The organism is Rossellomorea sp. NPDC071047, assembly GCF_050270195.1.
GTDB lineage: Bacteria > Bacillota > Bacilli > Bacillales > Bacillaceae_B > Rossellomorea.
The window spans coordinates 696,717-723,009 of sequence record NZ_JBNNJT010000002.1; the positions used below are offsets into that span (position 1 = coordinate 696,717).

The 26,293-nt window shown below is 43.4% G+C and carries 27 protein-coding genes; 16 read left to right on the forward strand and 11 right to left on the reverse strand.

Going from position 1 to position 26,293, the window contains the following annotated elements; translation table 11 throughout:
- Positions 1 to 10 precede the first annotated feature (10 nt).
- Positions 11 to 1,258, forward strand: a complete 1,248-nt coding sequence (locus ACQKFO_RS11400; RefSeq protein ID WP_427598754.1) for an ATP-binding protein — start codon at positions 11 to 13, stop codon at positions 1,256 to 1,258.
- Between the two features lie 44 nt (positions 1,259 to 1,302).
- On the opposite strand, the gene ACQKFO_RS11405 is transcribed toward ACQKFO_RS11400, so the two are convergent.
- Entirely contained in the window at positions 1,303 to 1,977 is a 675-nt protein-coding gene (locus ACQKFO_RS11405) for an NAD(P)H-dependent oxidoreductase (RefSeq protein ID WP_427598755.1), read from the reverse strand.
- Between the two features lie 515 nt (positions 1,978 to 2,492).
- Positions 2,493 to 3,452 carry a sodium:calcium antiporter gene (locus ACQKFO_RS11410; RefSeq protein WP_427598756.1) on the reverse strand — a complete coding sequence of 320 codons (960 nt, stop codon included), beginning with the start codon at positions 3,450 to 3,452 and terminating at the stop codon, positions 2,493 to 2,495.
- A gap of 231 nt (positions 3,453 to 3,683) precedes the next feature.
- Here ACQKFO_RS11410 and ACQKFO_RS11415 point away from each other — a divergent pair, with 231 nt between their 5' ends.
- The 3 genes from ACQKFO_RS11415 to ACQKFO_RS11425 all read left to right on the forward strand — a co-directional run bounded on the left by ACQKFO_RS11415 (position 3,684) and on the right by ACQKFO_RS11425 (position 5,934).
- Complete coding sequence (locus ACQKFO_RS11415) at positions 3,684 to 4,241, forward strand: GNAT family N-acetyltransferase (RefSeq protein ID WP_427598757.1); 558 nt, start codon at positions 3,684 to 3,686, stop codon at positions 4,239 to 4,241.
- Between the two features lie 43 nt (positions 4,242 to 4,284).
- Positions 4,285 to 4,890 (forward strand): methyltransferase, encoded by a 606-nt coding sequence (locus ACQKFO_RS11420; protein ID WP_427598759.1) that lies wholly within the window; start codon positions 4,285 to 4,287, stop codon positions 4,888 to 4,890.
- Positions 4,891 to 5,016: 126 nt separating this feature from the next.
- Positions 5,017 to 5,934, forward strand: coding sequence for a ketopantoate reductase family protein (locus ACQKFO_RS11425; RefSeq protein ID WP_427598761.1), 918 nt, complete (start codon positions 5,017 to 5,019; stop codon positions 5,932 to 5,934).
- A gap of 183 nt (positions 5,935 to 6,117) precedes the next feature.
- Here ACQKFO_RS11425 and ACQKFO_RS11430 read toward each other — a convergent pair whose 3' ends face one another.
- Positions 6,118 to 6,696 (reverse strand): biotin transporter BioY, encoded by a 579-nt coding sequence (locus ACQKFO_RS11430; RefSeq protein ID WP_427598762.1) that lies wholly within the window; start codon positions 6,694 to 6,696, stop codon positions 6,118 to 6,120.
- Between the two features lie 86 nt (positions 6,697 to 6,782).
- Here ACQKFO_RS11430 and bioD point away from each other — a divergent pair, with 86 nt between their 5' ends.
- Together bioD and bioA are read left to right on the forward strand one after the other, a co-directional pair.
- Positions 6,783 to 7,511 (forward strand): dethiobiotin synthase, encoded by a 729-nt coding sequence (bioD, locus tag ACQKFO_RS11435; RefSeq protein WP_427598764.1) that lies wholly within the window; start codon positions 6,783 to 6,785, stop codon positions 7,509 to 7,511.
- Entirely contained in the window at positions 7,489 to 8,847 is a 1,359-nt protein-coding gene (gene bioA / locus ACQKFO_RS11440) for an adenosylmethionine--8-amino-7-oxononanoate transaminase (protein WP_427598766.1), read from the forward strand. The genes bioD and bioA overlap by 23 nt, the downstream gene beginning before the upstream one ends.
- 248 nt (positions 8,848 to 9,095) lie before the next feature.
- Here the strand turns inward: bioA and ACQKFO_RS11445 are convergent, their stop codons facing one another.
- The 7 genes from ACQKFO_RS11445 to ACQKFO_RS11475 all read right to left on the reverse strand — a co-directional run bounded on the left by ACQKFO_RS11445 (position 9,096) and on the right by ACQKFO_RS11475 (position 16,367).
- The gene (locus ACQKFO_RS11445; RefSeq protein WP_427598767.1) at positions 9,096 to 10,415 is read right to left on the reverse strand and encodes a (Fe-S)-binding protein; all 1,320 of its coding nucleotides are present in this window, start codon (positions 10,413 to 10,415) and stop codon (positions 9,096 to 9,098) included.
- Complete coding sequence (glcD, locus tag ACQKFO_RS11450) at positions 10,412 to 11,824, reverse strand: glycolate oxidase subunit GlcD (protein ID WP_427598768.1); 1,413 nt, start codon at positions 11,822 to 11,824, stop codon at positions 10,412 to 10,414. Before glcD ends, ACQKFO_RS11445 begins: the two co-directional genes overlap by 4 nt.
- Positions 11,825 to 11,923: 99 nt before the next feature.
- A complete protein-coding gene (murQ, locus tag ACQKFO_RS11455) occupies positions 11,924 to 12,823 on the reverse strand; it encodes an N-acetylmuramic acid 6-phosphate etherase (protein ID WP_427598769.1) in 900 nt (299 codons plus the stop codon).
- 23 nt (positions 12,824 to 12,846) lie between these two features.
- Positions 12,847 to 14,004, reverse strand: a complete 1,158-nt coding sequence (gene anmK, locus ACQKFO_RS11460) for an anhydro-N-acetylmuramic acid kinase AnmK (protein ID WP_427598770.1) — start codon at positions 14,002 to 14,004, stop codon at positions 12,847 to 12,849.
- Complete coding sequence (locus tag ACQKFO_RS11465; RefSeq protein ID WP_427598771.1) at positions 13,997 to 14,911, reverse strand: BadF/BadG/BcrA/BcrD ATPase family protein; 915 nt, start codon at positions 14,909 to 14,911, stop codon at positions 13,997 to 13,999. Before ACQKFO_RS11465 ends, anmK begins: the two co-directional genes overlap by 8 nt.
- 16 nt (positions 14,912 to 14,927) lie before the next feature.
- The gene (locus ACQKFO_RS11470; RefSeq protein WP_427598772.1) at positions 14,928 to 16,016 is read right to left on the reverse strand and encodes a DUF871 domain-containing protein; all 1,089 of its coding nucleotides are present in this window, start codon (positions 16,014 to 16,016) and stop codon (positions 14,928 to 14,930) included.
- 18 nt (positions 16,017 to 16,034) lie between these two features.
- Complete coding sequence (locus ACQKFO_RS11475) at positions 16,035 to 16,367, reverse strand: PTS lactose/cellobiose transporter subunit IIA (RefSeq protein ID WP_315635650.1); 333 nt, start codon at positions 16,365 to 16,367, stop codon at positions 16,035 to 16,037.
- 160 nt (positions 16,368 to 16,527) lie between these two features.
- On the opposite strand from ACQKFO_RS11475, the gene ACQKFO_RS11480 reads away from it, so the two are divergent.
- From ACQKFO_RS11480 to ACQKFO_RS11510, 7 genes are all read left to right on the forward strand, one after another.
- Positions 16,528 to 17,394 (forward strand): MurR/RpiR family transcriptional regulator, encoded by an 867-nt coding sequence (locus tag ACQKFO_RS11480; protein WP_427598773.1) that lies wholly within the window; start codon positions 16,528 to 16,530, stop codon positions 17,392 to 17,394.
- 2 nt (positions 17,395 to 17,396) lie between these two features.
- The gene (locus tag ACQKFO_RS11485) at positions 17,397 to 17,702 is read left to right on the forward strand and encodes a PTS sugar transporter subunit IIB (protein WP_044339788.1); all 306 of its coding nucleotides are present in this window, start codon (positions 17,397 to 17,399) and stop codon (positions 17,700 to 17,702) included.
- Positions 17,703 to 17,729: 27 nt separating this feature from the next.
- Positions 17,730 to 19,010 (forward strand): PTS sugar transporter subunit IIC, encoded by a 1,281-nt coding sequence (locus ACQKFO_RS11490; RefSeq protein ID WP_315635648.1) that lies wholly within the window; start codon positions 17,730 to 17,732, stop codon positions 19,008 to 19,010.
- A 232-nt stretch (positions 19,011 to 19,242) separates the two neighbouring features.
- On the forward strand, positions 19,243 to 19,533 hold the full coding sequence (locus ACQKFO_RS11495; protein ID WP_427598774.1) for a hypothetical protein: 291 nt from the start codon (positions 19,243 to 19,245) through the stop codon (positions 19,531 to 19,533).
- Positions 19,534 to 19,552: 19 nt separating this feature from the next.
- Entirely contained in the window at positions 19,553 to 20,884 is a 1,332-nt protein-coding gene (locus ACQKFO_RS11500; RefSeq protein WP_427598775.1) for a 6-phospho-beta-glucosidase, read from the forward strand.
- 284 nt (positions 20,885 to 21,168) lie between these two features.
- Positions 21,169 to 22,092 (forward strand): DMT family transporter, encoded by a 924-nt coding sequence (locus ACQKFO_RS11505; protein ID WP_427598776.1) that lies wholly within the window; start codon positions 21,169 to 21,171, stop codon positions 22,090 to 22,092.
- 16 nt (positions 22,093 to 22,108) lie between these two features.
- Entirely contained in the window at positions 22,109 to 22,660 is a 552-nt protein-coding gene (locus tag ACQKFO_RS11510; RefSeq protein ID WP_427598777.1) for a cysteine dioxygenase, read from the forward strand.
- Positions 22,661 to 22,702: 42 nt separating this feature from the next.
- Here ACQKFO_RS11510 and ACQKFO_RS11515 read toward each other — a convergent pair whose 3' ends face one another.
- Positions 22,703 to 24,259, reverse strand: coding sequence for a glycoside hydrolase family 10 protein (locus tag ACQKFO_RS11515; protein WP_427598778.1), 1,557 nt, complete (start codon positions 24,257 to 24,259; stop codon positions 22,703 to 22,705).
- Between the two features lie 416 nt (positions 24,260 to 24,675).
- Here ACQKFO_RS11515 and ACQKFO_RS11520 point away from each other — a divergent pair, with 416 nt between their 5' ends.
- The 3 genes from ACQKFO_RS11520 to ACQKFO_RS11530 all read left to right on the forward strand — a co-directional run bounded on the left by ACQKFO_RS11520 (position 24,676) and on the right by ACQKFO_RS11530 (position 25,893).
- Complete coding sequence (locus ACQKFO_RS11520) at positions 24,676 to 25,008, forward strand: hypothetical protein (RefSeq protein ID WP_427598779.1); 333 nt, start codon at positions 24,676 to 24,678, stop codon at positions 25,006 to 25,008.
- A gap of 80 nt (positions 25,009 to 25,088) precedes the next feature.
- On the forward strand, positions 25,089 to 25,439 hold the full coding sequence (locus tag ACQKFO_RS11525; protein ID WP_427598780.1) for a MerR family DNA-binding transcriptional regulator: 351 nt from the start codon (positions 25,089 to 25,091) through the stop codon (positions 25,437 to 25,439).
- Entirely contained in the window at positions 25,432 to 25,893 is a 462-nt protein-coding gene (locus ACQKFO_RS11530) for an SRPBCC family protein (RefSeq protein ID WP_427598782.1), read from the forward strand. The genes ACQKFO_RS11525 and ACQKFO_RS11530 overlap by 8 nt, the downstream gene beginning before the upstream one ends.
- Positions 25,894 to 26,293 lie beyond the last annotated feature (400 nt).

Below are 26,293 nucleotides of genomic sequence, written 5' to 3' on the forward strand. Positions count from 1 at the left end.
GTGTTTTCATATGATTGATTCTGCTTTAACGAACTTATTATTAAACTTTTTATTTATTATCGTAGGACTACTAGCCTTTGCATTGTATTTTGATTTCAAAAAGAAGACCCCTTCAAAAAGTATCGTCATATTTCTTTCAACCTTTACGATACTGTTATGTGTATTGTTTAGTTATAAGCTTACCGCCGGTGTTTATGTGGATTTAAGAAGGATTCCTTTTTTCTTGGCAAGTTTATATTTTGGTCCACTGGTTTCCTTCGTTTTAATGGGTGTCATCATTTTATTACGATATTTGTTCATAGGTAGTGGTCTTATCCACCTTGTCATTCTGAATTATTTTATTACATTTTTAATTTTGGCAGCGTTTTCTAATGGGTTTCTTCGTGCTAAGAAAAAAGTGAAAATGCTTTTCACTGTAGTGATCTGTTTTAGCATGACTGTATTCAATCTGGTGTTTGGATATGTTTATGAAGCTGAAATCTCGAGGAACGAATACATATATCTTGTGCTCATTCCTCTAGTCGCAACCATTATCTCAGTTATGATTGCTGAAATGATCCGAAAGCTAATCATAATGAGAAGAACATTGTCTCAACATGAAAAGCTTCAGGTTGAAAGTCAATTAGCGGCGAGTATCTCCCATGAGGTGCGAAATCCTCTAACTTCCTCCAAAGGATTCCTGCAGCTGGTGCGTGAGGAAAAAGATGAAGAACTTCAAAAGCAGTTTATTGATTTATCCTTGAAAGGAATAGATCAAGCTACTCACGTCATAGAAGACTATCTGACCTTTACCAACTCAACACCTGATAAAATAGAGCGTATCAATGTAAAACATTCGATTGTGGAACTAATAGAGATGGTAGAGCCGTTGGCTCAACATGTTTCATTTAGCCATCAACTCATTGATGATATATATGTAGAAGGCCAGGCCCATAGTTTTCGGAAATGTATCGGGAATATTATGAATAACGCTATAGAATCCATGCCACAAGGCGGGAAGCTTTCTGTAGAGATGATCGTGAATGAAAACCTTATTATTGCCGTAACTGATTCAGGATTGGGGATGACCAAGGAGCAGATCAAACGTTTTGGAGAACCATTTTTTACGACGAAAGACGAAGGAACTGGTTTAGGGGTAATGGCGGCAAACATTATTGTTCATTCTATGAAGGGTAATATTCAAGTGAAGAGTGAATTGAATAGAGGGACCACGGTTTATATAGAATTGCATAAATCTTTAAATCTAGATGCTGGGTAAATGTGAAGAAAAGGAATCCGGCAGATAATCCGGATTCCTTTTCATTAAACAAACTTCACGATATCCTCATAAGGGCGACGCGTTTTCGGTGCAGGATCCTTCACTCTGTAACCGAATGCCACCATGACCGAGATACTGAAACGGCCATCTTCCAACAATCCTTCTTCATCTAAAAGCTCATTCATCTTTCCAATGTCAAAGCCTTCGATTGGACACGAGTCCACACCGATTTGAGCGGCTGCTGTCATCATATTTCCAAGGGCTAGATAGGTTTGCTTTCCGGCCCAATCGTATAGGGGACGGTCGCCTTCAAGTAAATCGAAATCAACTTTTTGGAACTGCTCGATCTTTTCTAAGTATTTTGCCATATGATCTTCCGGCAGGTGTTTCACGTTTTTAAAATGATCCTGTAAGTATTGTGAATCGTATTTCGTATCTTTTTTCGTTCTGGCCAGGATCACGACGAAATGACTGGCTTCAGGCAGTTTTCCGTATGCTCCCCACGCCGTATTTTTAATTTTTTCCCTAAGTTCAGGATTTTGAATCACGACGAATCTCCAAGGCTCGAAGCCAAATGAGCTTGGCGACAAACGACCTGTTTCCATAATGAATTGGAAATCCTCATCTGATACTTTCTTGTTTGGGTCGAATTCCTTTGTTGCATGTCTGAAATGGTAAGCATCTAAAATGTCTTGCTTTACTTGTTCTTTACCAGCCATTGAACATTCACTCCTTATCCATTGATTCAATCATGTTTAATTTATCATAAGTGAAGAGGGGATTCATGTGATGTGCCTGAATAATTCTTTTTCGATTGGGATTTTGGGGAAGTTGTAACATAAGGCCTATTGGGAGAGGATATGAGGTAAGAGGACGATAGAGAAGCCTATTAAAAAGTAAGAGTAAAAAGTAAGAGGCTGGGAAAGAACTAAAAAACCATTATTTTAAGACGAATAATAGAAGTGTAGGCTCTTAATACCGCTAATGATTTCCGTGCAAGACTACGCTTTCCGCGGGTAGCCCGTGAGCCTCCTCGGCAAGCCTGCGGGGTCTCACATAAGCTACTTTTCCCGCAGGAGTCTTCGTCTTGCACTCCAATCAACCGCTGGGTACAGCTAAAATCAAATGTATAGAAATAAATAATAAACCCGAACAAATCCACCTCCTAGGAAGCAGGTGGATTTGTTCGGGTTTTACTCAGACTAATACACTTTTGTCCCGACCTCTTTGATGTTTAAAATAATACATACGATACCACAATATACAAAACGGTTATAATGAAGGATGGAGCCATGTATCTCCACTTACTCAGGACATTGGCTGGCCGCAGTAGCAAGTATACGATGACGAGTGTCATCAATAATCCCAGTCCAGCGATAAAGATATGTGACGTGTCGACTGCTTCAAGTATGGCACCTTTTCGGTAAAGGACATCGGTGAGGACAAGCAGTTGGATGTTAAACAGGTTGCTTCCGAGAATAGAGCCGATTGCCATATTGTAATTTGCCAGTTTAAAAGCAGCAAGGACCGTAACGAGTTCAGGCAGGGAAGTGGAGGCAGCGATGAGAAAGCTTCCGACAAAGCTTGCGTTCATGCCCGTTGCCTTTGCCAATTGGTCACCTGCAATCGATAGCGCACTTCCTGATGCAAATACGACCAGTGCAGCAATGATAAAACCGATGACGGCTGTTTTGAGGGAATAATCCTTTGTAGGTACGGATTCTCCTTCAGTATCATCGCCTGATACAAATTTCATCGCAACGAAGTATAGGATAATGATGATGAACATCTCAAGCCCAACACCAAAAAATTCAATGGAACCAGGCATGAATAGGGCGAAAATGATGATCATGAGAAACAGGAATCCAAATAGGGCAGAAGGAATATTTGCCTTCCTGTTCACCTTTTGGAACAATCTTCTTTTACGATAAATCAGATCGACCACTGCCAGGATAAAGAGATTGAACACATTACTACCGAGCATGTTTCCTACGGCAATATCAGGGTTATCGATATAAACCGCCGTTAAACTCGTTGTCAATTCAGGGAGTGACGTTGCCCCTGCAATGAGGAATGTCCCTACGACAGCCCCACTTAATGAAGACTTCTTACTGATGACATCTCCGAACTGATTCAGGTAAATAGCGGCCGCAACCACAATGGCTGCAGCGAGTAAAAAAACAATGTAAACCATATTATCTCCTCCAAGCCAGCGCATACAAAAAAGACCCCGGCACAAATTTTTGTACCAAGGTCTTGCGTGCTGAAGAATGAGCTAAAGCCTGATGAACCAGGTATTTTCATACCGGGATGACGATTCACCAGCCGATTACCGGTCGCTACTCCCCTTGTTACTATTAATGTATTAGGATTTTGAAGGTTTGTCAACGAAAGTGCTTATATTATTTTATGAGGAGGAGAACGTGTGAAAGTGGTAAGGGAATATCAAGTGAAACAAATAGTTGATTATGATATCAAAGGGAAAATGAAAGCTGAAATACAAGAATTATTAAATGAATGTTTTGGAGATGGCTATCCTGATGATAGAATTTACTTTAAACAGATTCCTCATTTCAGGTATCTCGTCCATAATGAAGATCAACGTTTAGTGGGGCATGTCGGGGTGGATTACCGAGTCATGAAATTGGAAGGTGAGTCTATCTATGTATTGGGAATAATCGATTTGTGCGTTTCAAAGGGTAGTCGCTCCCTGGGAATCGGATCACAGCTCCTATTCGAATTAGAAAGGTTCTGTGATGGCCGAAACATCGATTTCCTTCTTTTATTTGCCGATGATCCATCCTTATATGAAAAAAATGGCTTCCAATCGGTGTCCAACCAATGTACGTGGATGAAGATCAACGACCAAAACCAGACCACACGGGGCATTGGCACCGAAACCATAAACGAACTCATGATCAAACCAATAGGTACCAAAAAATGGTCAAGCGGCCAACTGGACATGCTTGGTTACCTCTACTAAACTTTGAGGTCCGAGAGGGACGGACCTTGATTAAGGAGAATGTATGAAGGAAGAGTATTATGATGAATTATTAGGTGTTCGTACGAGTGAGTTGCAGATGGGGTTTCACCGGTCTTTTCATTATCATCGGTACGAGCCGACTCCGTATAAGGCACTGGATGAATTATTCCAACATTATAGGCTGAATGACAGTGATCGTGTGGTCGATTTCGGATGTGGAAAAGGGCGATTGAATTTTTTTATCCACCACCTATTTCAATCCACCGTTATTGGTATAGAAATGAATGAAGAGTTTTATAGAGAAGCCGTGGCGAACCGGGAAAGCTATTTTAAAAAGGCGAAAGCCAGTGATAATCTCTACTTTCATCACTGCCTGGCAGAAGAGTATAAGATCCATCCAAAGGATAACCGATTTTACTTTTTTAATCCGTTCACTGTTCAAATTTTCATGAGGATCATCAATAACATCCTCTTTTCAGTGGAACAATCACCACGTGATATCGAAATCGTGTTGTACTATAGCTCGGATGATTATGTTCATTATTTAGAAGATCACCCCCTTTTCGTTTTACGGAAAGAGGTGAATTTGTCAGGGGATTATGAAAAGAATAAGTATGAGCGATTTTTGGTGTACGGTTTGATGTATTGAATGGGGTGTCTCCTGACTATCATTGGGGGCACCTCATTTTTCTGTAAAGCCAATATTTTTGATTTATGCGCTTTCATATCGGAGAATAGTGACATGATGTGTGAAAAGTAAAAGGAGGCGGATGGAATGAGAATACTAGTTGTTGGTGCAGGTGCCGTTGGTGGCTACTTCGGAGGTAGATTGGTAGAGAAAGGCGAGGATGTTACGTTTCTCGTCCGTGAGAGAAGAGAGCAGCAGCTGAAAGAGCATGGATTGAATATTGAAAGTGTACATGGTGATTTTCACTGCGAGCCGAAAACGGTGAGATCAGGAGAAAAATCAGAGCCTTTTGACGCTATTATCCTTTCGACCAAGGCCTATCATCTTAAGGGAGCGATTGAGAGCCTTCACTCCTTCGTAGGTGAAAATACGATGATACTTCCACTCTTAAACGGAATGTCTCACTTAGACGATCTTATAGAAACATTCGGGCAAGAAAGAGTGATAGGCGGTTTATGCTTTGTGGAGTCCACGCTTGGCGAAACAGGGAAGGTCATTCAATCGAGTCCCATTCATGACCTTGTATTTGGTGAGAGAAGCGGTGAGCGGACGGATAGAATCGTGAAGCTTGAGGAGGCATTTTCAGGAACGAAGGCTAACTTTCGATTATCGGACACCATCGAGCAGGATATGTGGCATAAGTATTTATTTATCACCACTCTTTCAGGTGTAACATCCTTATTCCGGGCACCGATTGGACCGATTCGGGAAATAGCAGAGGGTTCGGTTAGGATCAAAGGGGTACTTTATGAAGCCGCAGCGATTATGAGAAGATTGAAAGCTCCACTTGCTGAAAAGATAGAAGAAGCTCAATACGATAAGATCAATCAAATGGGGTATAGCATGAAGTCATCCTTACAAAGGGATATGGAAAAGAGTCTCTCTGTAGAAGCAGATCATTTATACGGTTATTTATTGAAGGCTGCTGAAGCAGAAGGGATAGAAGCGAGTGGGTTGCGTTTGATTTATGGGAATTTGAAGATTTATGAGACAGCGAGTAAATAAAGATGGAAGACATCTGATACCTGTTTAAGGTGTCGGGTGTTTTTTTGTGGAATGGAGTTGGTTTTATGGGGGATTCGGTTGTAAAATAAACGCTGTAAATCAGCTGCTGGATATTGGGCGAAAATCAGCAGCTGAATCCAATCCCTCAGCTGCTAATCTATACAAATTTGCTGCACCATCCTCTTATTTATGAAAAGAAGGACTCATATTCCTCGACGGTACCACCTTATACAATCGCTGAAGAACCACCATCGAAACAGCCGTCACTGCTACATCCAGCGGCAGATACGCAACCATCCAGCCCCAGGCAACCGTGTAGCTGAATCCGCCAGGTGCTTCTGCCCAGAACGTTAGGGCAAGGTACATGAAATTCGTTCCGATTATGTAGTTTAACAATAAAGCGAGGATTCCTGCAGTGAGATATCCTCCCATTGTACGTTTCCTTTCCAAAATGATTCCTACGGCGAACGCTACTGCGATAAAGGATAGAATAAATCCGAAGGTAGGACTGAGTAAACTTGACGGTCCTCCTTTGAATTGTGCAAACACCGGTGCCCCCACTAATCCCAAAGCCAAGTATACCGTCATCGCCTTCGCTCCCACCCGGCTTCCGAGCATTCCTCCGGCAATGATGGCAAACATCAACTGAAGGGTGACAGGCACTCCTCCGATCATTAGAAACGGAGACACATTCGCTCCCACTGCCATTAAAGCAACAAAAAGACCACATAAGACCAATTCCCTGGTTTTTCCCATTTTCATTTTCTCCTCCTTAAAACTGTGGTATGATTGTTATTATCTTAAATGTTAACCATTTTGTAAATATAGTTAACATAAAAAGGAGGGAAATGATGAAAGGCTTTTTCATTACCGGCACAGATACGGATATCGGTAAAACGATAACAACTGGATTGTTAACAAAGTACTTCTTGGAAAAGGGCATTGATGCATTTCCCTATAAGCCGGTGCAAAGTGGAGCTGTCTTGAAAGAAGATAGACTAGTAGCACCCGATACTGAATTTTATGAAGAGGTCACTAATCGTTCTTTTGGAAGAGATGCGAATACATATTTATTAAAAACGCCAAGCTCTCCCCATCTGGCAGCTGCAATTGACGGGGAGACGATTGAAATGAAGCCAATTTTAGAACAGGTGGAGAAGTTACAAAGCACTCACGAACTTTTGTTGGTTGAAGGAGCGGGAGGACTGATTGTCCCGCTAAACGAAGAAGAAACCATTCTTGATTTAATCGAACGAGTGTCGCTCCCTGTCATTCTTGTCGCGCGAGCTGGACTTGGCACAATTAATCATACGGTCTTGTCTGTGATGGCATTGAAACAGAGAAGTATTGAAATCGCAGGCATCATCCTTAATCAGACATCCATAGATGAAATGCCGGAGATCGAGCGGGACAACAAACGAATGATTGAGAGATTAACCGGCGTAAAGGTAGTCGGTGAACTGCCATACTTATCGCAGGAATCTATTGCAACAGTCGATGTAGGTGAGTTATTTAAGAATTGGAAACTTGAAAGGTCAGAGGAGGACGTTCAGAATGAATCAACAGCAGCTTATTGAAAAAAGCAGTCAATATATGTGGCTTCCTTTTACTCAGATGAAGGATTATGATGAGAACCCGTTGGTGATTGAAAGCGGGGAAGGCGTTTATCTTCGGGACATATACGGGAACGAATACCTTGATGGCTATTCTTCCCTTTGGCTAAATGTGCATGGCCATCGCAATGAGGAAATCAATCAAGCGATCAAGGATCAGCTCGATAAAATTGCTCACTCTACTTTGCTCGGTGCTACCAATGTTCCTTCTATTTTGTTAGCCGAAAAGCTGGTTGAACTTTCCCCGGAGAGATTAACGAGAGTCTTTTATTCAGACAGCGGTGCAACCTCTGTTGAAATTGCCATTAAAATGGCTTATCAATACTGGCAAAATAAAGGAAAACCGGAAAAGCAGAAGTTTATCACTCTTCAAAATGCGTACCACGGTGATACGGTCGGTGCGATCAGTGTAGGGAAAGTGGACATTTTTCATAGAGTCTACAAATCTCTTATGTTTGAATCACTCGTTGCTCCGTTCCCGGACGTGGTCCATCATCCTGATTTAGTAGATAAGGAAGAGATTCGAGATCGTGCACTTGAGAAACTGGAAGGGATTCTGAAAGAGAATCACCATGAGATTGCCGGGATGACGGTAGAGTCGTTGATACAGGGTGCTGGCGGCATGAATATTATGCCAAATGGCTACTTCAAAGGGGTAGAAAAGCTTTGCCGTAAATATGAGGTGCTCCTGATTGTCGATGAAGTGGCTACAGGCTTCGGCCGTACAGGGAAAATGTTCGCTGTTGAGCATGAACAAATCCAGCCGGACATCATGACTGTGGCAAAAGGGATCACCGGAGGATACCTCCCGATTGCAGCAACCCTCACCACCGAAGAAATCTATGAAGCTTTCTATGATGATTACACATCACTGAAAACCTTCTTCCACGGTCATTCCTATACAGGGAACCAGCTTGGTTGTGCTGCGGCATTGGCGAATCTGGAGATCTATGAAAGAGAAGATCTGATTGGGAAAGTTCAAGAGAAAGTGAGAATCATGGAATCCCTGTTGGCTCCATTAAAGGATCATCCCCATGTAAGCAGCATTAGGCAGCTTGGGATGATATGCGGCATTGAGCTGGTACAGGATAAAGCCGGTAAAATACCGTTCCTGTGGGAAGAAAGAGTAGGCTACCGGACCACCATCAAAATGCGTGAATTGGGTATGCTGACCCGGCCGATCGGAGACACCATCGTCTTCATGCCGCCCCTCGCCACAACCAAAGAAGAGCTTGAGAAAATGATACAGATTATGGTCGAAGCCATAGATATCACAACGAAGGGAGCGGTTGGGGTTTAGGGACGGACCTTCAACCACCTGCGCAGCTAATCAAAACGGTAGAGAGAGTAGAGAGAGGGACGGACCTTGAGTGGGTTCGTCTTTTTTTTGTTTGACATGGTGGTAGTTTAACAGGTGATATATATATGGATTTTAACAGTTAAATAATTTGATTTGTGAAAAAAGAAGGGACGGACCTCCAATCACCCCACCCGAAGTCAAATCGTTGATTTAACTGGATTTGAGTTAAATGAAGAGGTCCGTCCCTCTCACTGAATTGCCTCCAATAAAAAGTCTACGATGTGGATGGCGCGCATTTTGTTGGATAGGCCTTCTCGTTCGATTCCGAGTTTCATTTGGAGGAGGCAGCCCGGGTTTGATGTGATGATGGTGGTTGCCTGGGTTTGTTCGACGTTGTCCATTTTGTGATCGAGGATCTTCATGGACATTTCGGATTCAACGATGTTGTAGATCCCGGCTGATCCGCAGCAGTGATCGGCTTGTTTCATCTCTACGTAATCAGCACCTTCCACTGATTGAAGGAGGATCCTTGGTTCCACAAATGTACGCTGCACGTTTCGCAAGTGACACGAATCCTGATACGTGATTCGTTGAGAGGAAACGTTCAATTTCTTTTCATGAAACTCTAATTCTACAAGAATGGACGAAATGTCTTTGATTTTATTTTTAAACTGAACTGCACGATCTTTCCAATTGGGATCATCTTTCAGTAAGTGATCATAATCGACGAGAAAGGCTCCGCATCCCCCGGCATTAGTGATAATGTAATCGACCCCATCCGCTTCAAATGCCTCAATGTTTCGCTTTGCCAAATCCTTTGCCAAGTCCTTTTCACCGCTATGACCATGCAAGGCTCCGCAGCAGGTTTGCGTCTTCGGAATCACAATGTCACAGCCTGCCAGCTGTAATAGTTTGGTAGTGGCATTATTTGTTTCCAGAAACATTGTATCCATCAAGCATCCAGAGAAAAAAGCGACTTTTTTACGGACGTCACCAATCGAGGAAAGAGACGTTGGGCGCTCCTTCATGTCTTTCAGCTTTGGAACTTGAGGAAGGACCCGTTCCATAGTCGCCATGCTTTCCGGAAATAGCTTCATCACACCCGTCGTGTGGACTGCCTTTTGCAATCCATAGCGCTGATAGATTCCAAGAAGGTTCGTGACCATTCTCATTCTGTCCGGGTGCGGGAATAATCCTTCAAAAACGGTTTTTCTAAGAACCCGTACATGAAGCGAGTGTTTTTTATTTTGATTGATGATATCACGTGCCTCTTCTAAAAGGTGTCCGTAGTTCACACCGGATGGACAAACGGGTTCACAGGCTCTGCACCCTAAGCATAGATCCAATGTTCGTTCGACTTCTTCATCGGGTTCGATGACACCATCTACCACTGCCTTCATTAAGGCAATCCGACCGCGCGGGGAGTGGGATTCTTTAAATCCTGACTCAATATACGTAGGACAGGAAGGGAGACAGAAACCGCATCTCATACAATTCAATAGTTCATCTTCATCCATGCGGTTTTTAAATTCCTGTTGTATCTTTTGCTTTTCTAGAAGGGTTGTCATCTTGAAATCACCACACGTTTTCTTGATTCTTTCGCGAATACTTTATTCGGATTCATAATGTTGTTCGGATCGAATGATTGCTTGATCATTTTCATGGCCCCGATTCCTCCAGGTCCCAGTTTCCATTCGAGGTAAGGGGCTTTCATCATCCCGACACCGTGTTCTCCGGTGATGGTGCCGCCCAATTCGATGGCATGGGCAAAGATTTCTTCGAATGCCCCTTCCACCCGTTCCATTTCATCATGATCCCGGGCGTCAGTCGCAACCGTCGGGTGAAGGTTTCCGTCCCCGGCATGTCCAAAGGTACAAATCTTCAACTCATAGCGCTCGGAAATATCATTGATCGCTTTCACCATCTTGGCGATTTCAGATCGGGGAACTGTCGCGTCCTCTAAAATCGTCGTCGGTTTGAGACGGGCCAGTGCCGATAAGGCAGAACGACGGGCGGTACGAAGGGCGTCTGCTTCTATTTCTGTTTTAGCTAATTGAACGGATACAGCATTATTCTGTAAACACACTTCTTCCATTCGTTTCATGTCACGCGCAACCAATTCCGGTGGACCATCCTGTTCGATCAAGAGAACCGCTTTTACATCGGTTGGCAAGCCGATTTTGGCGAAATCCTCGACCACCTCAAGTGTGGGCTGATCTAAAAATTCAAGAGTAGTCGGAATGATACGATTGGCGATGATGCTGGAAACACTTTTGGCCGCTGCTTCAATATCCTGATATAGGGCGAGCATCGTTTGCTTCGTTTCGGGCATGGGAACAAGCTTTAAAGTCGCTTCGGTGATGACACAAAGCGTTCCTTCCGATCCGACAAATAGACGGGTCAGGTCATATCCAGCAACATCTTTCGCAAGCTTCCCCCCGGTACGGATGATGTCTCCATTGGGGAGGACGGCTTCCAATGCCAGCACATAATCGCGGGTTACCCCATATTTCAGTCCTCTCAAACCACCGGAGTTCTCATTGATGTTCCCACCGATCGTTGAGATTTTCATGGAGCTTGGGTCAGGAGGATAGAATAGACCTTTTGCTTCAACTGTATGAATAAGATCCAGGGTCACAACACCAGGCTGGACGGTAACCGTCAGATTCTCCTCGTCCACCTCCAGAACCTTGTTCATATGGGTGAATAAGAGAACAAGTCCGCCTTCAGTAGGGCAAGTGCCAGCACAGAGATTCGTTCCGGACCCCCTCGGGACGATGGGAATGCGATGCTCATTGCATATTTTCACGATTTCTGATACTTCCTCTGCTGAGCGGGGGACGATGACCCCATCAGGCATGGATTGGTAGTTAGGAGTTGCGTCATAGGAATAGACAAGCTTTTCCGCAGGAGTATCCCGGTAATTTTCGTCGCCGACGATTTCGATGAACCGTTTTTTTATGTCAGGAGTGATCATACTAATTTCCACCTTTTTTAACATGTTTTTCAAATCTGGTATAAAACGAGTAAAGAGACGATACCTGACGATGGGTCAAGGTCCGTCCCTCTTATAAGGTTATTTAATTGCGGCTTTGATTGCCGAGCGCAGGTGGCCTTTATGAAGCGTGAGAAGCGTGTAGACTTCTTTTTCTTCGAGACCTGTCAGAAGCGATAGGATGGCAGGTTTGACGCTGCCATATGTTTCAAGGGCTTCGGTTGCTTGTTGTTCGGAGACGTCTGCTGCTTCCATGATGATGTTGCGCGCTCTGATTTTCAGTTTTGCGTTTGAAGGCATCACGTCGACCATGAGGTTACTGTATACTTTGCCAAGCTTGATCATGGATGCCGTTGTAAGCATATTCAGGATCAGTTTTTGTGCTGTACCTGCTTTCATGCGCGTAGAGCCTGTGACGACTTCCGGACCGACTTCTGCGACGACTGAGTGATCGGCCACTTCACACATAGGGGATTGAGGTGAGCACACAACAGACGCCGTTACAGCACCTCTTGATTTTGCTTCCTTCAAAGTCCCGATCGTATAAGGTGTTCTTCCACTTGCAGCAATGCCTACCACGACATCATTTGCACCGACTTCACGGATGGCGATTTCGTTGCGGCCGCCTTCTTCATCATCCTCGGCACCTTCCAAGGGAAACTGGATGGCTCTTTCACCACCCGCGATGATCCCAATCACCTGGCCGGGATCTGTGCTGAAGGTAGGCGGGCACTCCGATGCATCAAGGATGCCCAGGCGTCCGCTTGTGCCTGCACCTACATAAAGAAGACGGCCGCCATTTTCTAAACCTGAGACGATATCATCCACCAAACGTGCCACAACAGGGATGGTTTTTTCCACAGCATATGCAACGGTTTGATCTTCACCATTGATTTTTTCTAAAATATTTTCCGTGCTTATTGTATCTATGTTCAATGTATTAGGATTTCTTGTTTCCGTCAGGATCTTATGAAGGTCCATTTGTACTGTTACCTGCCTTTCATTTATATGGGACGTGGTGTGATGGTGCCTAATATGACAGACTTACTTGCCCCAGTTGCTCCTGGTACGTTGCTTGGATTGCCATGCAGTGTTTCGTTTGCCAGTAGGGCAAAGGCAATCGCTTCTTTCGCATCGGAAGAATAACCGATATCTTCCTGAATAAGAATTCTTAACTCTGGAAGAAGCTCCCGCATCATACGGAGAAGCGTCCCATTATAGCTTCCGCCGCCACCGATGATCACTTCATTTATCGAATGTTCAGGAAGAACGAAATTCTCATATGCATCCGCAATCGTCAGAGCTGTAAAGAAGGTTGCCGTCGCAATCAGATCTTCTTTCGAAAGATCACCAAACTCGTCAAGGATCCGATTCACGAATACTTCTCCAAACAGCTCACGACCCGTTGATTTTGGAGGGTCTTTAAGGAAGAAATCCTTCTCCCATTCCATCCATTTCTGTGCAACGCCTTGGTGAACCGTCCCTTTCGCAGCAATCGCTCCATCCTCGTCAAAAGATAGACCGAATAGTCGCTCACATAATCCATCTATAACCATATTTCCAGGACCAGTATCAAACGCGAATACTTCTTGAAGAGCGCAATCTTTAGGAAGTACGGTCACATTTCCGATGCCTCCAATATTCTGAAGAAGTCTACCCCGGTCTTTTTTCCTGTAGAGAAGGAATTCTGTATAAGGTACAAGTGGTGCCCCTTCACCACCGGCAGCCATATCCATGGAGCGGAAATTGGAGACGACTCTGGTGTTTGTTCGATACGCAATCACGCTCGGCTCACCGATTTGAAGAGTGGAAGGAACCGACTCTTCCGTATGAAAAGGCTGGTGATAGACCGTTTGCCCGTGAGATCCGATAAAGTCTAACTCCTCTACTGAAGTGCCAGCCTCTCTACACACCTTCAACACAGCATCGGCATAAACGTCTCCAAGTTCAAAATGCAAGCTGGAAAGGAGGGGAGTGGACGATTCTGTGACACTCATAACGTCGAAGATTTTCTTTTTTACGTGGGAAGGGAAGGGACTCGTCGAATAATGAACGAGCTCCACTTTTGAATCCGTGCCACTCCCTTCAATTGAAACAAGGGCAGCATCCACCCCATCCACAGACGTACCGGACATTAATCCGACGGCTAAACGCTTACTCATATGACAACCTTCCTTCCCTGATGGCCTCTGTTACATCGACTGCCCCTGTGGCAGGGGAGGTAGAGTCGATAATATAGGAAGCGTCTGGAAAACGCTCTGAAACCCCTTCTTTAAAAGTGGATTGCACCACCACATTATGTTCAAGGACACTTCCTTTTAAGGCAATAACCGGTTTCGCAGTGATCTGCAGTTTCTCCAATAAGGTAGTTGTCTGTCGGGCCAGCTGCTCCCCGGCATTTTTAAATAAAAGAAGGACCGATTCATTACCAGCTTCAGCCTGCTTGTGAACCACTTTCGCAAGCTTTGCAATTTCACCTTTGGCAGAAGAATAGATAAACCCTTTTAAGCCTTTCCCATCACCCGCTCCGATTTCGTTTAATACATCAAGGGAGAGAGGGGAAAGGGGGCTACCGGAATCCATCTCCATAGAAATCTGTTTACATGCTTCAATCGCAATATGATAGGCACTGCCTTCGTCACCAAGAAGATGTCCCCAGCCACCGGTTGTTCCTTCCTGTTTCCCGTTTCGTCCATAACAAATCGAACCCGTTCCCGCAATGGTCATTACACCGTTCTGATTCCCGAGTAGACTGAAATAGGCAAGGGTGGCATCATTTAAAAGGATAATAGGCAGGGAAGTCATCCTTTGTAACTCCGTCTTGATTCGATGAGCCAGATTACCAGACTCGGCACCTGCCATCCCGATCACAATATGGGACACCTCTTCAGAAGAAGTGTGATCCAGGCATTGTTGAATAACGGATGAGAGATTGGTTAATGCCTCTTCAAAGGAAACCGTGGGATTACCGTGCCCGGATAAGCTTTGAAACAGGATGTTCTTCTCTAAGTCAAGAACGAGTCCCTGTATTTTCGTCCCGCCTGCATCGATTCCTATTACTCTAGTCATTTAAAGAAACCTCCACTTACTTGGTTTGAAAGGCAAATTTACCCCAAGGCTTCAGGTAATCCAATAAGAAGATTTCTTCTTCGCGGATCCGTCCCACCACATTGGTTTTGCCTGAGTTCTCCATATCTTGAAGCGCTATCTGAAGTTCACCTGCATACTGGGCATATAGGTCGTTTTCAATCACAATATCGCCCCGTTTAATGTCTGCCGTATTATGTGGAGCAAATTCTCTTCCACGATATTTCACGCGGCTTTGAGTCGAGCGGATCATATAATCAGATACGTCACCACGATAGAAGTGCGGTTCTTCAAAAATAATCGTCTTTTCTAAGTCTGTTGTCGTTTCATGGGTTTCGACTGTAAAGGTAAGCTTCGATGTGTTCAGTTCGCTAAGCAATTGCATTTCACGTTCTGATGCATAAGCGTTACTGATAATGACATCATCAATTAACCCTGTGGCAAAAAGGTGCTTCGCCTGAACATCGATCGGAAGGTTCCGGTGCATTTCTAACGTAGGCAAACCTTCCGTGACCGGCCAGGGACCGAATGTTGCATCGGAAGAAGAGACAAACGCAGCCGTTCTCATCCCGAAGTCTTTAAACTTTTTACTGCATTCAATAAAGAATGGATAGGATAATCCGGAGTAGCGGTGCGGATAGAAGTTATGACATCCAAGCAATTGATCCTTATTCGGTTGATACGTCATGATGTTGTCGATATATTTCGTAGCATTACTCATATTGAGTTCAATTTTCAGATCATATGGGTTATACGACATCATCGATTCTTCATGCCCTGTATACCCGAGATCAAGGCGGATACCGTGAGCCCCGAGATCCGCAAAAAAGGATAAATCATCATACGAGATGTTCAGTTCTTTGAAAATGCGTGGACTGATGTCAGCGATGACTTCCATATTTTTTTGACGGGCAAACTTAATCGTTTCTTTAAAGTTCGAGATGATCCCATCCTTGTCACCCTCTACTGATAATAAACAGGTGAACACACGCTTAAAACCGTAAGACGCAGCCAGTGCCAGATATTCTTTATCCATTTCGGTCGTGGAATGGTTCGGGTATATTGAAACTCCCAGTCTTTTACTCATTGATATGCCTCCTTAGAATTAGTTGTTTTCAAGTTTTTCTATTCTTTTTAACAAGGGAATCATTTGTTCGATCAACGAGATTTCACTGATAGAGGTCATCAAGTGGTCCTGGGCATGAATCATCAGAAGGGATTTTTCGAAATTCTCCCCATTGATTTCAGCCTGAATGAGACTCGTTTGCGTTTTGTGAGCTTTGTTCAGTTCAGCATGTGCTGTTTTCAGCATCTCTTCAGCTTCATCAAACTTACCTTCATGTGCCTTAGCCAGTGCCTCATATGCGGTGCTTTTTGCATTCCCGCCGTTTGATATAATTTCAAAAATCTCCATTTCTACGTTGCGTACCTCTGCCATTGTGTATTCCTCCTCATTCCTGTTTAGAACTGGTTTCTACTAGAGTAGTAAAATAAAAGTTTAAATATTTTAAAATAATATTGAAATTTAATTTCATTATCGCATATAATCATATTAAACTGAAAGCCTTTTCAAGACAATCATTTTTTTGGAGGTGACTATGACGGAATTTCAAGTTTTAAAACACATCAAAAGTCAGATGGAGAGCTACACCCCGTCTGAAATTGCGGTTGCTCAATATGTGTTGGAGTTTCCTGAAAAAGTAATGGAAATGACAACAAAGCAACTCTCACAATCATGCGGCAGCAGTGAAGCGGCCATCATCCGGTTCTGCAAACGAATCGGAATCAATAGTTTCAGCGGTCTGAAGATCGAACTGGCCAAAAGCACGAATAGTGAAGAAACAAAGAGTCATGACATCAATACACTCCTCCATTTTGAAGATAATATTGAAACCGTATTCAACAAAGTACTGGTGAACACCTATCAAGCGATCAAGAACACGGAAAAGCTTTTTTCCATAGATGAACTGGATCGGGCTGTGAACGCGTTCCATAAAGCTGAAAGGGTATACCTGTATGGAGTAGGCGGTTCTGCTGTAGTAGCGGAGGACTTTACGCAAAAGCTGTTACGGCTCAATTATCTCGCATTTCAAGCAAGTGATATCCATGTGCAAATGATGATGGCAGCAAACTTAACCGAGAGAGACGTTCTCTTCGTCGTCTCCACATCGGGTCAGACAAAGGAAATACTGAAGCTGATGAACGTCGCGCAGGAAAAAGGGGCCACAATCGTTCTATTGACACAGCATGGGAAATCCCCGGCAAGAAAGCTCGCTGATATCGTCTTGACGATTTCCGAGGAAGAACACAATATCAGAATCGGGACCATGACGGCAAGAATTGCTCAACTCGTTGTGATTGATGCTTTATTCGTCGCTTTATGCATGAAAAAAGGACATGGCGTTTACGAGCAAATTATTCATACACATGAAGTAGTTCAAAGGATGAAAGAGGAGGAAGAGTAGAAATGAGAGTATTATTCGTATGTTCAGGTGGAATGTCCAGCGCAATTGTCGTGAATGCACTGAAAAAAGAAGGGGACAAAGCAGGGATTGAGATGGAAGTCCATGCAATCGGTACTGGTGAAGTATCCGAGGAGATATCCAAGGGATGGGATGTTTGTATGGTAGCACCGCAAATCAGACACCGTTTTGATCAAGTGAAAAAAGCCGCTGATGAAGCGAATGTTCCTTGTGGTCCGATTCCTCCACAAGCGTACACGCCACTTGGTGGTCCTACTTTACTGAAAACAGTAAAAGAATTAACCAACTAATTTAATAGGAAACAAGGGGGTACAAACATGCAAAAGTTTGTGAATTTTCTAGAGAACAACTTGTCAGGTCCAATGGCCCGGCTCTCTGAACAAAGGCATTTGCAAGCAATCCGGGATGGGGTTATTTCAGCACTGCCATTTATTATCGTCGGTTCATTTTTCCTGATCTTGGCTTTTCCACCGCTTCCTGATGGCGGAATATTCGGAGACATCAAACAGTGGGCAGCTGACAACATCGTCGAAATCCTGATTCCTTATCGACTGACCATGTTTATCATGTCACTCTATATAGCCTTCGGGATAGGATACAACCTCTCGAAAAGCTATAACCTGGATCCATTATCAGGTGCACAAATTTCAGTGGCAGCACTTCTACTAACGATTACACCTAAAGTAATGGACGGAGAAGGCTGGGTCCTGCCAATGACGAACCTCGGGGGTCACGGATTGTTCGTCGCCATGGTCGTCTCGATTCTGGCAGTTGAAATTTTGCGGTTCTGTAAAACGAAAAACATTACGATCAAAATGCCAGAGCAAGTACCGGCATCTGTATCAAGAAGCTTTGAAGCACTTATTCCTGTAGCGATTGTTATCATTTTGGTTTCATCCATCACAGTACTAGCTGGAGTCGACCTCCATCATATAGTCGGTGTCGCTGTTGCTCCATTGGTTACAGCGGGTGACAGTATTTTCGGAGTATTGGTTCCAGTATTCCTTATAGATTTCTTCTGGTCATTCGGAATTCATGGTGTATCAGTTGTAGGAACGGTAGCACGTCCGCTTTGGGAAGTATTCCTTGTGAACAATGCTGATGCTGTTGCCAGTGGCAATCCGATTCCGCATATCGCTCCAGAAACGTTCTATCAGTGGTTCATTTGGATTGGTGGATCGGGAGCAACTCTTGGATTGGTTCTTGCTATGGTCTTCTTTGCACGTTCGAAATACTTGAAAGCACTGGGGAAAACATGTCTAGTTCCAGGTGTATTCAATATTAATGAGCCTATCATCTTTGGAGCTCCAATCGTATTGAATCCGATTCTAATCATACCTTTTATCACGGTTCCTTTAATAACGGCAACAATTTCGTATGTGGCAACGACAGTCGGATTAGTATCACCAACTTACATCATGCCGCCATGGACTCTTCCTGCACCGATAGGAGCTTACCTGGCAACGGGTGGTGACTGGAGAGCGATCGTTATGGTTCTGATCAATATCGGAATTTCCTTCGCAATCTACTTCCCATTCTTAAAGATGTACGATAAAAAAATGTTAAAAATGGAAGAAAACGAGCAACAAGCGGCGTAAAAGAAAAGCGGAGGCGGCTTGGTCAGCCCCGACAAGCATAAGGCGAATCAACCGGAAAGGCGTTCTTTGCCTTTTTGGTTGAGTTGACTTATGACTTCGAGGGGCTAGCCGCCAGAGCTGGACAAAAAGAAAAGCGGAGGGGCTTTGCCTCCAGCAAAATACGATCATATCAAAAAGCAGAAGTGGGGGTCCTAGGATTCCCACTTCTTCATTAGCATTAGGAGTGATTTATATGACAGAATCGGTTGTCCCGAAGCGTATCGGTTTTAGAAGTGTGTTTGTTCTACTAATCTCTGTATCCATCGGACTTTTACTTCTTTCCGAACCTTTAATGAGTGCGGGACTCGCAAAGGATTGGAGCGTATTTTTAGCAACGGGGATTTCGGCTTCGATCGGGCTTTCATTTGTTCTCTTGAAAATTGAAGGTCCCGTTGAAAAAGCTTCTGTTAAAAGGAAGCGCGTTTTATTAGCAGTGGTTGTAAGTTTCTTAATAAGCTTTATTTTGGCCTTTGTTGCAAAGTAATCTCGGGGAGGCATTCAGTATGAAAAAAGGAATCAAGGTTGTTACGATCGGTGGGGGTTCAAGCTATACTCCCGAGTTTGTTGAAGGATTGATCAAGCGTTATGATGAGCTTCCAGTGAGTGAGCTTTGGCTGGTGGATATTGAAGCAGGAAAAGATAAGCTAGACATCGTTGGGAATTTGGCGAAGAGAATGGTAGAAAAAGCCGGGGTTCCCATGGAGATTCACCTTACACTGGACAGGAAAGAGGCTCTCGCAGAAGCTGATTTCGTCACGACTCAAATGAGAGTCGGACAACTAAAGGCAAGAATACAAGATGAGAGGCTTCCGATCAAGTACGGGATGATCGGCCAGGAGACGAATGGGGCCGGGGGATTATTCAAGGGAATGAGGACGATTCCGGTTCTCCTTCAAATCGCAGAAGAAATGCAGCAGCTTTGCCAGGACGCCTGGTTGATTAACTTCACGAATCCCGCAGGCATGGTGACGGAGGCTTTACTGCGTTACGGGTCACACCCTAAGGTCGTAGGCGTATGTAATCTTCCCATCAATACGAGAATGACATTGGCCAAGCTTTTAGATGTGGAGGTAGAACGACTCCATATCGACTTCGCCGGATTGAATCATATGGTGTACGGATTGGACGTTTTGGTGGATGGTGAATCTGTTTTAGGGGACGTTCTGGACATCATGAGCAATCCTGACAAGCAGGTCAGCATGAGGAATATTGCGCCGCTTCCATGGGAACCGGAGTTCATTAAGAGTCTCGGGATCATTCCTTGTCCTTATCATCGTTATTTTTATAAAACGAGTGATATTTTAGAAAAGCAGTTAGAAGAGTTCAAGACGGGGACCACCAGGGCTGAAGTGGTTCAGCAATTAGAAAATGAACTTTTTCAACTTTACAAGGATGAAAACCTTGATATCAAGCCTCCACAGCTTGAACAAAGGGGAGGGGCTTATTACAGCGATGCGGCATGTAATCTCATCTCATCCATTTATAATGACCGTGGAGACGTTCAAACGCTGAATATACGGAACGACGGTGCAATCAGTGATCTACCACGGGGGTCTGCTGTAGAAGTGAACTGCGTCGTTACGAGGTCTGGTCCTAAGCCGATTGCAGTTGGTGAGCTGCCCGTGGCTGTGAGCGGACTTGTTCATCAAATTAAATCCTTTGAACGTGTTGCTGCGGAAGCATCGGTAACAGGTTCCTATGAGAAAGCGTTGCTTGCCATGACGATCAATCCGTTGGTGACGAGTGATGTGAAGGCGAAGCAGCTGCTAGATGAGATGCTTGAGGTGCATAGAGAGTATTTACCGCAATTTCGTGAGCAATTTACACATAGTTAAGGTTGGGAAGTGTCTCAAATATTGATTTGGGGCATTTTTTTGTGTGGAACGGCGAGGGGAATGGGTGTTGGAATTGGTTTTGGTAGAGATATTATCGCCTTTTAGCTGTTTATTATCGACTTTCGATGGAAGAGGGATGCCACAACGGATCCGGATCCCAATTTATTTTCAAAACCTCCCAAATCCATCCCATCCCAAACCAAATTCCACCACAATCCCCACATCTTTCTCCTGGACGGGCATACCATGATACAAATACCCTTTTCCGAAAGGATACCACGCCAATGATTCCAGTTAAGTCAAAGATTGCCGCCTCCTTATATGCCACGATGTCCATCAGCTTCTGGGGCATATCATTTGTATCAACGAAAGCAGTGTTAAACACCCTTGATCCTTATACCCTGCTCGTTCTCCGGTTTGCTATTGGAGCACTGTTTCTGCTCTTGCTCTTATTTTTAAAAAGATATCGCCTCACGATTCCGATCAGATATATCCCTCACCTGATAGTGCTGGGTGTACTGGGCGTCTTCATCCATCAAGTGATCCAGGCGACTGCCCTTCTTACAATTGATGCATCATCCGCAGGCTGGATGATTTCATTCTCTCCCGTATTCACCGTAATCCTTTCCATGATTTTTTTACATGAAAAGATGACGGTTCCAAAAGCGCTAGGCATGATTATAGCAATAACTGGTGTTCTGATGGTGACGACAACGAGGGGCGGGCAGTCTATCGGATTTGCCGTTAACATAGGTTATATCCTGATGATCCTGAGTACATTAAACTGGGCAATCTATTCAGTGTTGCTGAAAAAACTCCGTATCGAGCTGCCATCCCTCGTCATCACCTTTTATATGAGTCTACTGGGTTTCAGCTTGACCATCCCTTTTCTTATCCGAAACCGTGGGTGGGAAGGCATTTCTCTTCTATCAAATGTGGAATGGGCCCACTTGATGTTTCTCGGTGTGTTTGTGTCTGGCATCGCATATTGGTACTGGGCGAAAGCATTGGAGGTGTTGGATGCGACAAAGGTGTCGATGTTTCTCTATTTAGAACCCGTTACCACACTTATTGCGGCGATCCTTCTCCTGCATGAAAAAATTTTCTTCATAACGATACTGGGTGGAGTCATAATTATAATAGGGGTCGTGATTGTAAATGGCCAGATGATTTCTGTTTTCCATCGGTATCTATGGAGGAAACGATAACACAGGGGGAATCGCGGTGACCTTAAGGGAACGGATAATGGATAGATTGAATGAAATGACCACCCCTTCCACGAAAGAACTTAAAGAAGTCTTGCAGTCTCTTCAAATAAGTCTCGATGATTTACAGCCATACTTACAGTCTCCGGAGGGTAAGCCATATTATCGAAAGCTCCTTTATCAAAATGAAGTATCAGAGCTTCTGGTGATGAATTGGTCCGACATGGAATGTGCTCCACATGATCATGGGGACTCAAGGGGATGGATCCAAGTTCTGAGCGGAACTTCAGTCAATACAATCTTTGAAGTAAAAGAGAACCAGCTTCCACAGGAGATATTTGATCGCGAATATAGGGAAGGTTCTTTCTTTTTTGCTCCGAAAAAAGGTGTTCACAAAATGAAGAAAGGGAGAGGGGAAGGCCTGGTGACCCTACATCTCTATTCTCCGCCCATTCAGGGTATGATGGTGTACGACTTGGAAAAATGTGCTGCCTGTGTGGTATCGGAAGAATGCGGGGCATGGTGGCCGGACCATATCAGGCAAAAGGTAAAGGAAATGCAGTTGAAGTAAAAAAGAGAGTTTCTCCATAGCGGAGAAACTCTCTTTCTATCATTATCGTACTCTTACCCGTATTGTTTTGGCATCCTTACTTTCCACACCCGTCGGAGAAACGGAGGTAATTCCATATGTGTACATTCCACCTTCTTCAGCTGAAGTATCTTCATATGTTGTAAGCCCTTTTTGAGAATACACGACATCCACAATGTTAGCTGGATTCTTGTAATCTCCTTCTTTCACTCCATCAAAGCGATAAATGACATATTTTCTGGCATCGGTATGCTTCTTATCATCGATTTTTATCGTAATGCCTTCTTTATGCTTATCTGCTTTAACCTTGTTCGGTTTTTTTGGAAGCTCCGCATTGTTCCAAGGAGTGGCTGGGGTTAAAGCAGGCTCGGTGTAAACCTCATTTCGTATAATATCGGCGTAACCAAGCGGATTTTCAAATATCTGTTTGAGAGAGAAATGCATTTGCCCAAGTGCCGTTCCATTTTCACGGTTGTCCAAGATTTGTTCAGGCAGCTCGTATGGATTGAACCATTCCTGGTCAAAGTTGTCCCCTACTTTATAGTCAGCCATCCCTATATAGAGATTAACAGGATGATTGTACGCATACTCATTCACTTCCTGACTCCACCAATCCAATAGAACGGAGTAGTTGGCAACAGCGAGATTCCTGGACCAATAGATTTGAGGGGTAATATAATCAATGCTTCCATCCTTGATCCATTGACGTGTGTCTGCATACAGATCGTCATAATTCGTTTGTCCCGCTTGTGTGTCGCTTCCAGTCGGATCATCAGCAATATTTCTCCATACTCCAAATGGGGAAATCCCGAATTGTACCCACTCTTTAATGTCTTTGATGGCTGAATTGATGTCAGCTACTAGTACATCAACGTTATTTCGTCTCCAATCTTCAATATCGTCAAAAGAGTTGCCATATTTCTCGTATGTATCTTGATCTGGGAAGGTTTCTCCTGCAATTCGGTAAGGATAGAAGTAATCGTCCATGTGAACGGCTTCGATATTATAATGACTCACTAATTCTTTGACTGTATCAATCAAGTATTCTTGTACTTCAGGTATACCAGGGTCCAAATAATATTGCTTGCCATATTTCACGACCCATTCAGGATGAAGCTTGGCTACGTTATTATCTGCAAGTGACTCGATCGTTTGATTCGGCATCGTGATTCGATACGGGTTCACCCATGCATGAACCTCGATTCCGCGCTTATGGGATTCATCGATCATGACCCGAAGTGGATCATATCCCGGATCCGTTCCTTGTTTGTCACCTGTAATGTACTGAGACCAGGGAGCCAGTTCAGAAGGATAGAAGGCATCTACAGTAGGCTTCACCTGATAGATGACGGTATTAAACTTCAACTCTTTCAGCTCATCAAGGGTCTCTTCCACCCAAGCCGTATACTCCTGCTTGTCCATTCCTGCTTTCACATCAATGTTTTGAACCGTGGCAATCCATGCTGCACGCATTTCATGTTTAGGCGCCTGAGTTTCTGAAGCTTTTGCTTTTCCAGTAGAAAAAGGAAGGGCAAGCGAGAATAACAAAACGGCCATAATCATGTACTTCCCTGCTTTCATCAACAAATCCCCCGCTTTCATTAACTGATTTCTTATGAAAGAAACCGTTTTCATTTTATTGAAATAATACTTCACGAAATAATAAAAAAACATGAAATAATATTTCTATTTTCATTATAAGGTGTTGGGTTCTAATGGTATATAGTACCAATGAGGTGAAAAAACTGAATATTCTATCGATAAGAGGGAGGATTTGACTAGATAAATAGTTCTAAAAAGAAAAGAAAGGGAAAGGATGATTACAGAATGTTTCGAACAATTGGGTTGAAGTGGTGGTAAAATGGAGTTAGAAGGAGCTGCAGGAATCTCCCTTAATATTATTTGAAGCAGAAAGCAAACGGATCGGAAAGCTGCTTCTCCCTGACTTTTTAGTAGAGAAAAAAGAGGGCGGTTTTCACATCTTTATTGAGATGCCAATGAAAGAGAGAGTCAATCATATTTTAAAGGAATACCGATTACACGAGCATCATGATGAATTTGCAGAAGCGTTTCGGTGTATCAAGAGACGTATACATAGCCCGATTGCCAATAGAATAGAGGACGAGCTGAAAGAGAAGAACTATGAGCGGATTTTGGAGTTTTTATTGGAATACTATTATGATCCAAGATACTGCCATACTGCGAGTCGGTATTCTGAAGATCAAAAGGTGACGATAAAAGCGGGTTCGATTGAAGAGGCATGCGAAGAAGTGAAGAAATTTCTGGAAGGATGTGCATCGATTCATGAAAACCTTATTTTACAAAGATAGGGTCCGGAAATCAATTTAAAGAAAGGGATTGACCGTGTGGTGCACCACATGGTTTATGATTTAGGTGTGAGGTGGAAAGAATGTACAAGGTGAGCGAGTTTTCCAAGATAACAGGACTGAGTAAGGAAACACTGCGTTATTACGCTGAGATCAAATTGCTGGAACCTGTGTATATCGATCCTGCAAATAACTATCGATATTATGATAATGGATCCTATCTTGTAGGACGATTATTGGTCTACCTAAGGAGATTCAACTTTACCATTCAAGAAATGCTAACCGTTGTGAATGACGAGTCCTTTGAGAATTTGGAACAATTGATCCGGGCCAAGAAAAGGGATTTAGAAGCGGAAGTTCAGCGAATACAAACAGTGATCGAAGAAATGGATGATTTCTTCGAGATGGGAATAGGAGAGGGTAATAATGATTAAATGGCATGAAGAGAGGATCATTCCAGTCAATATTGAAACGATTTGGCATTTGTTTGAGATTGAAAACATTCAACGAATCATGCCGAACGTCGTTGAAAACAAGGTACTGGAGCAGAAGGAAGGCGTGGTAGGCTCAACTTACCAACAGAAATACAAAGAGGGGAAGCGGATCGAGACGTATATCGTAGAAGACCTCGAGTATGAGAACACCCTTGAGAAAAAACACAATAAAATCGGTTTCACACTCGCAAAAGCATTTGAAATCGAAGCCGAATTCACGCTTCACAAAATAGACGACGGCCAAACCAGATTCATCTACAAAGGCGAAAACAGAGGAGTGAACTTCCTGGGAAAAGTCTTATTAAAACTGGGCGGAGAAAAAAACAACAACAAAGTCGTCACCGATTTCATGGACCTGGTTGAAAGCGAAGCATTGAAAGAAGCGAATAAGTAGTGAAGAAGAGGGACGGACCTCCGGGATTTTCGGAGGTCCGTCCCTCTTCTTGTGGTTTGAATTTTGGTATTGAAGGGAAAAGAAGGAGAGTTTAAGTAGCTGAAATTTAAGGTGCAAAAAAATTTTTTCAGTTAACATTTTGTATGAAAATTCATGTTGGATTTTGATGAAAAATGTTCCAATGGGTGATTATTTGAAAGCGATTTCTTTGTGATTACATCAAGCTTTAAAAGATTCTGAATATTAAGTCAAAATAAACATTTATATATCAACGTTCACCCGTTCTATTACATATATATTTGGAAAAACACCTCTCTTCCCATTAACTTAATTTTTCGTTTTTTCTAAATTTCATGATATACTAACGAAAATTAAGAAAATTTAATTAACCGGTTAATTA

Excerpts from the sequence above, each read along its gene's own strand:
- bioD (WP_427598764.1), top strand. The coding sequence starts at position 6,783 with ATGATGAAAGGCTTTTTCATTACCGGCACAGATACGGATATCGGTAAA.
- ACQKFO_RS11420 (WP_427598759.1), top strand. The coding sequence starts at position 4,285 with ATGAAGGAAGAGTATTATGATGAATTATTAGGTGTTCGTACGAGTGAG.
- ACQKFO_RS11405 (WP_427598755.1), bottom strand. The coding sequence starts at position 1,977 with ATGGCTGGTAAAGAACAAGTAAAGCAAGACATTTTAGATGCTTACCAT.
- ACQKFO_RS11470 (WP_427598772.1), bottom strand. The coding sequence starts at position 16,016 with ATGAGTAAAAGACTGGGAGTTTCAATATACCCGAACCATTCCACGACC.
- anmK (WP_427598770.1), bottom strand. The coding sequence starts at position 14,004 with ATGAGTAAGCGTTTAGCCGTCGGATTAATGTCCGGTACGTCTGTGGAT.
- ACQKFO_RS11525 (WP_427598780.1), top strand. The coding sequence starts at position 25,089 with ATGTACAAGGTGAGCGAGTTTTCCAAGATAACAGGACTGAGTAAGGAA.
- ACQKFO_RS11505 (WP_427598776.1), top strand. The coding sequence starts at position 21,169 with ATGATTCCAGTTAAGTCAAAGATTGCCGCCTCCTTATATGCCACGATG.
- ACQKFO_RS11425 (WP_427598761.1), top strand. The coding sequence starts at position 5,017 with ATGAGAATACTAGTTGTTGGTGCAGGTGCCGTTGGTGGCTACTTCGGA.
- ACQKFO_RS11490 (WP_315635648.1), top strand. The coding sequence starts at position 17,730 with ATGCAAAAGTTTGTGAATTTTCTAGAGAACAACTTGTCAGGTCCAATG.
- ACQKFO_RS11485 (WP_044339788.1), top strand. The coding sequence starts at position 17,397 with ATGAGAGTATTATTCGTATGTTCAGGTGGAATGTCCAGCGCAATTGTC.
- glcD (WP_427598768.1), bottom strand. The coding sequence starts at position 11,824 with ATGATCACTCCTGACATAAAAAAACGGTTCATCGAAATCGTCGGCGAC.
- ACQKFO_RS11410 (WP_427598756.1), bottom strand. The coding sequence starts at position 3,452 with ATGGTTTACATTGTTTTTTTACTCGCTGCAGCCATTGTGGTTGCGGCC.
- ACQKFO_RS11430 (WP_427598762.1), bottom strand. The coding sequence starts at position 6,696 with ATGAAAATGGGAAAAACCAGGGAATTGGTCTTATGTGGTCTTTTTGTT.
- ACQKFO_RS11480 (WP_427598773.1), top strand. The coding sequence starts at position 16,528 with ATGACGGAATTTCAAGTTTTAAAACACATCAAAAGTCAGATGGAGAGC.
- ACQKFO_RS11495 (WP_427598774.1), top strand. The coding sequence starts at position 19,243 with ATGACAGAATCGGTTGTCCCGAAGCGTATCGGTTTTAGAAGTGTGTTT.
- ACQKFO_RS11520 (WP_427598779.1), top strand. The coding sequence starts at position 24,676 with ATGAAAGAGAGAGTCAATCATATTTTAAAGGAATACCGATTACACGAG.
- ACQKFO_RS11475 (WP_315635650.1), bottom strand. The coding sequence starts at position 16,367 with ATGGCAGAGGTACGCAACGTAGAAATGGAGATTTTTGAAATTATATCA.
- ACQKFO_RS11400 (WP_427598754.1), top strand. The coding sequence starts at position 11 with ATGATTGATTCTGCTTTAACGAACTTATTATTAAACTTTTTATTTATT.
- ACQKFO_RS11515 (WP_427598778.1), bottom strand. The coding sequence starts at position 24,259 with ATGAAAGCAGGGAAGTACATGATTATGGCCGTTTTGTTATTCTCGCTT.
- ACQKFO_RS11445 (WP_427598767.1), bottom strand. The coding sequence starts at position 10,415 with ATGACAACCCTTCTAGAAAAGCAAAAGATACAACAGGAATTTAAAAAC.
- ACQKFO_RS11500 (WP_427598775.1), top strand. The coding sequence starts at position 19,553 with ATGAAAAAAGGAATCAAGGTTGTTACGATCGGTGGGGGTTCAAGCTAT.
- ACQKFO_RS11465 (WP_427598771.1), bottom strand. The coding sequence starts at position 14,911 with ATGACTAGAGTAATAGGAATCGATGCAGGCGGGACGAAAATACAGGGA.
- murQ (WP_427598769.1), bottom strand. The coding sequence starts at position 12,823 with ATGGACCTTCATAAGATCCTGACGGAAACAAGAAATCCTAATACATTG.
- ACQKFO_RS11530 (WP_427598782.1), top strand. The coding sequence starts at position 25,432 with ATGATTAAATGGCATGAAGAGAGGATCATTCCAGTCAATATTGAAACG.
- bioA (WP_427598766.1), top strand. The coding sequence starts at position 7,489 with ATGAATCAACAGCAGCTTATTGAAAAAAGCAGTCAATATATGTGGCTT.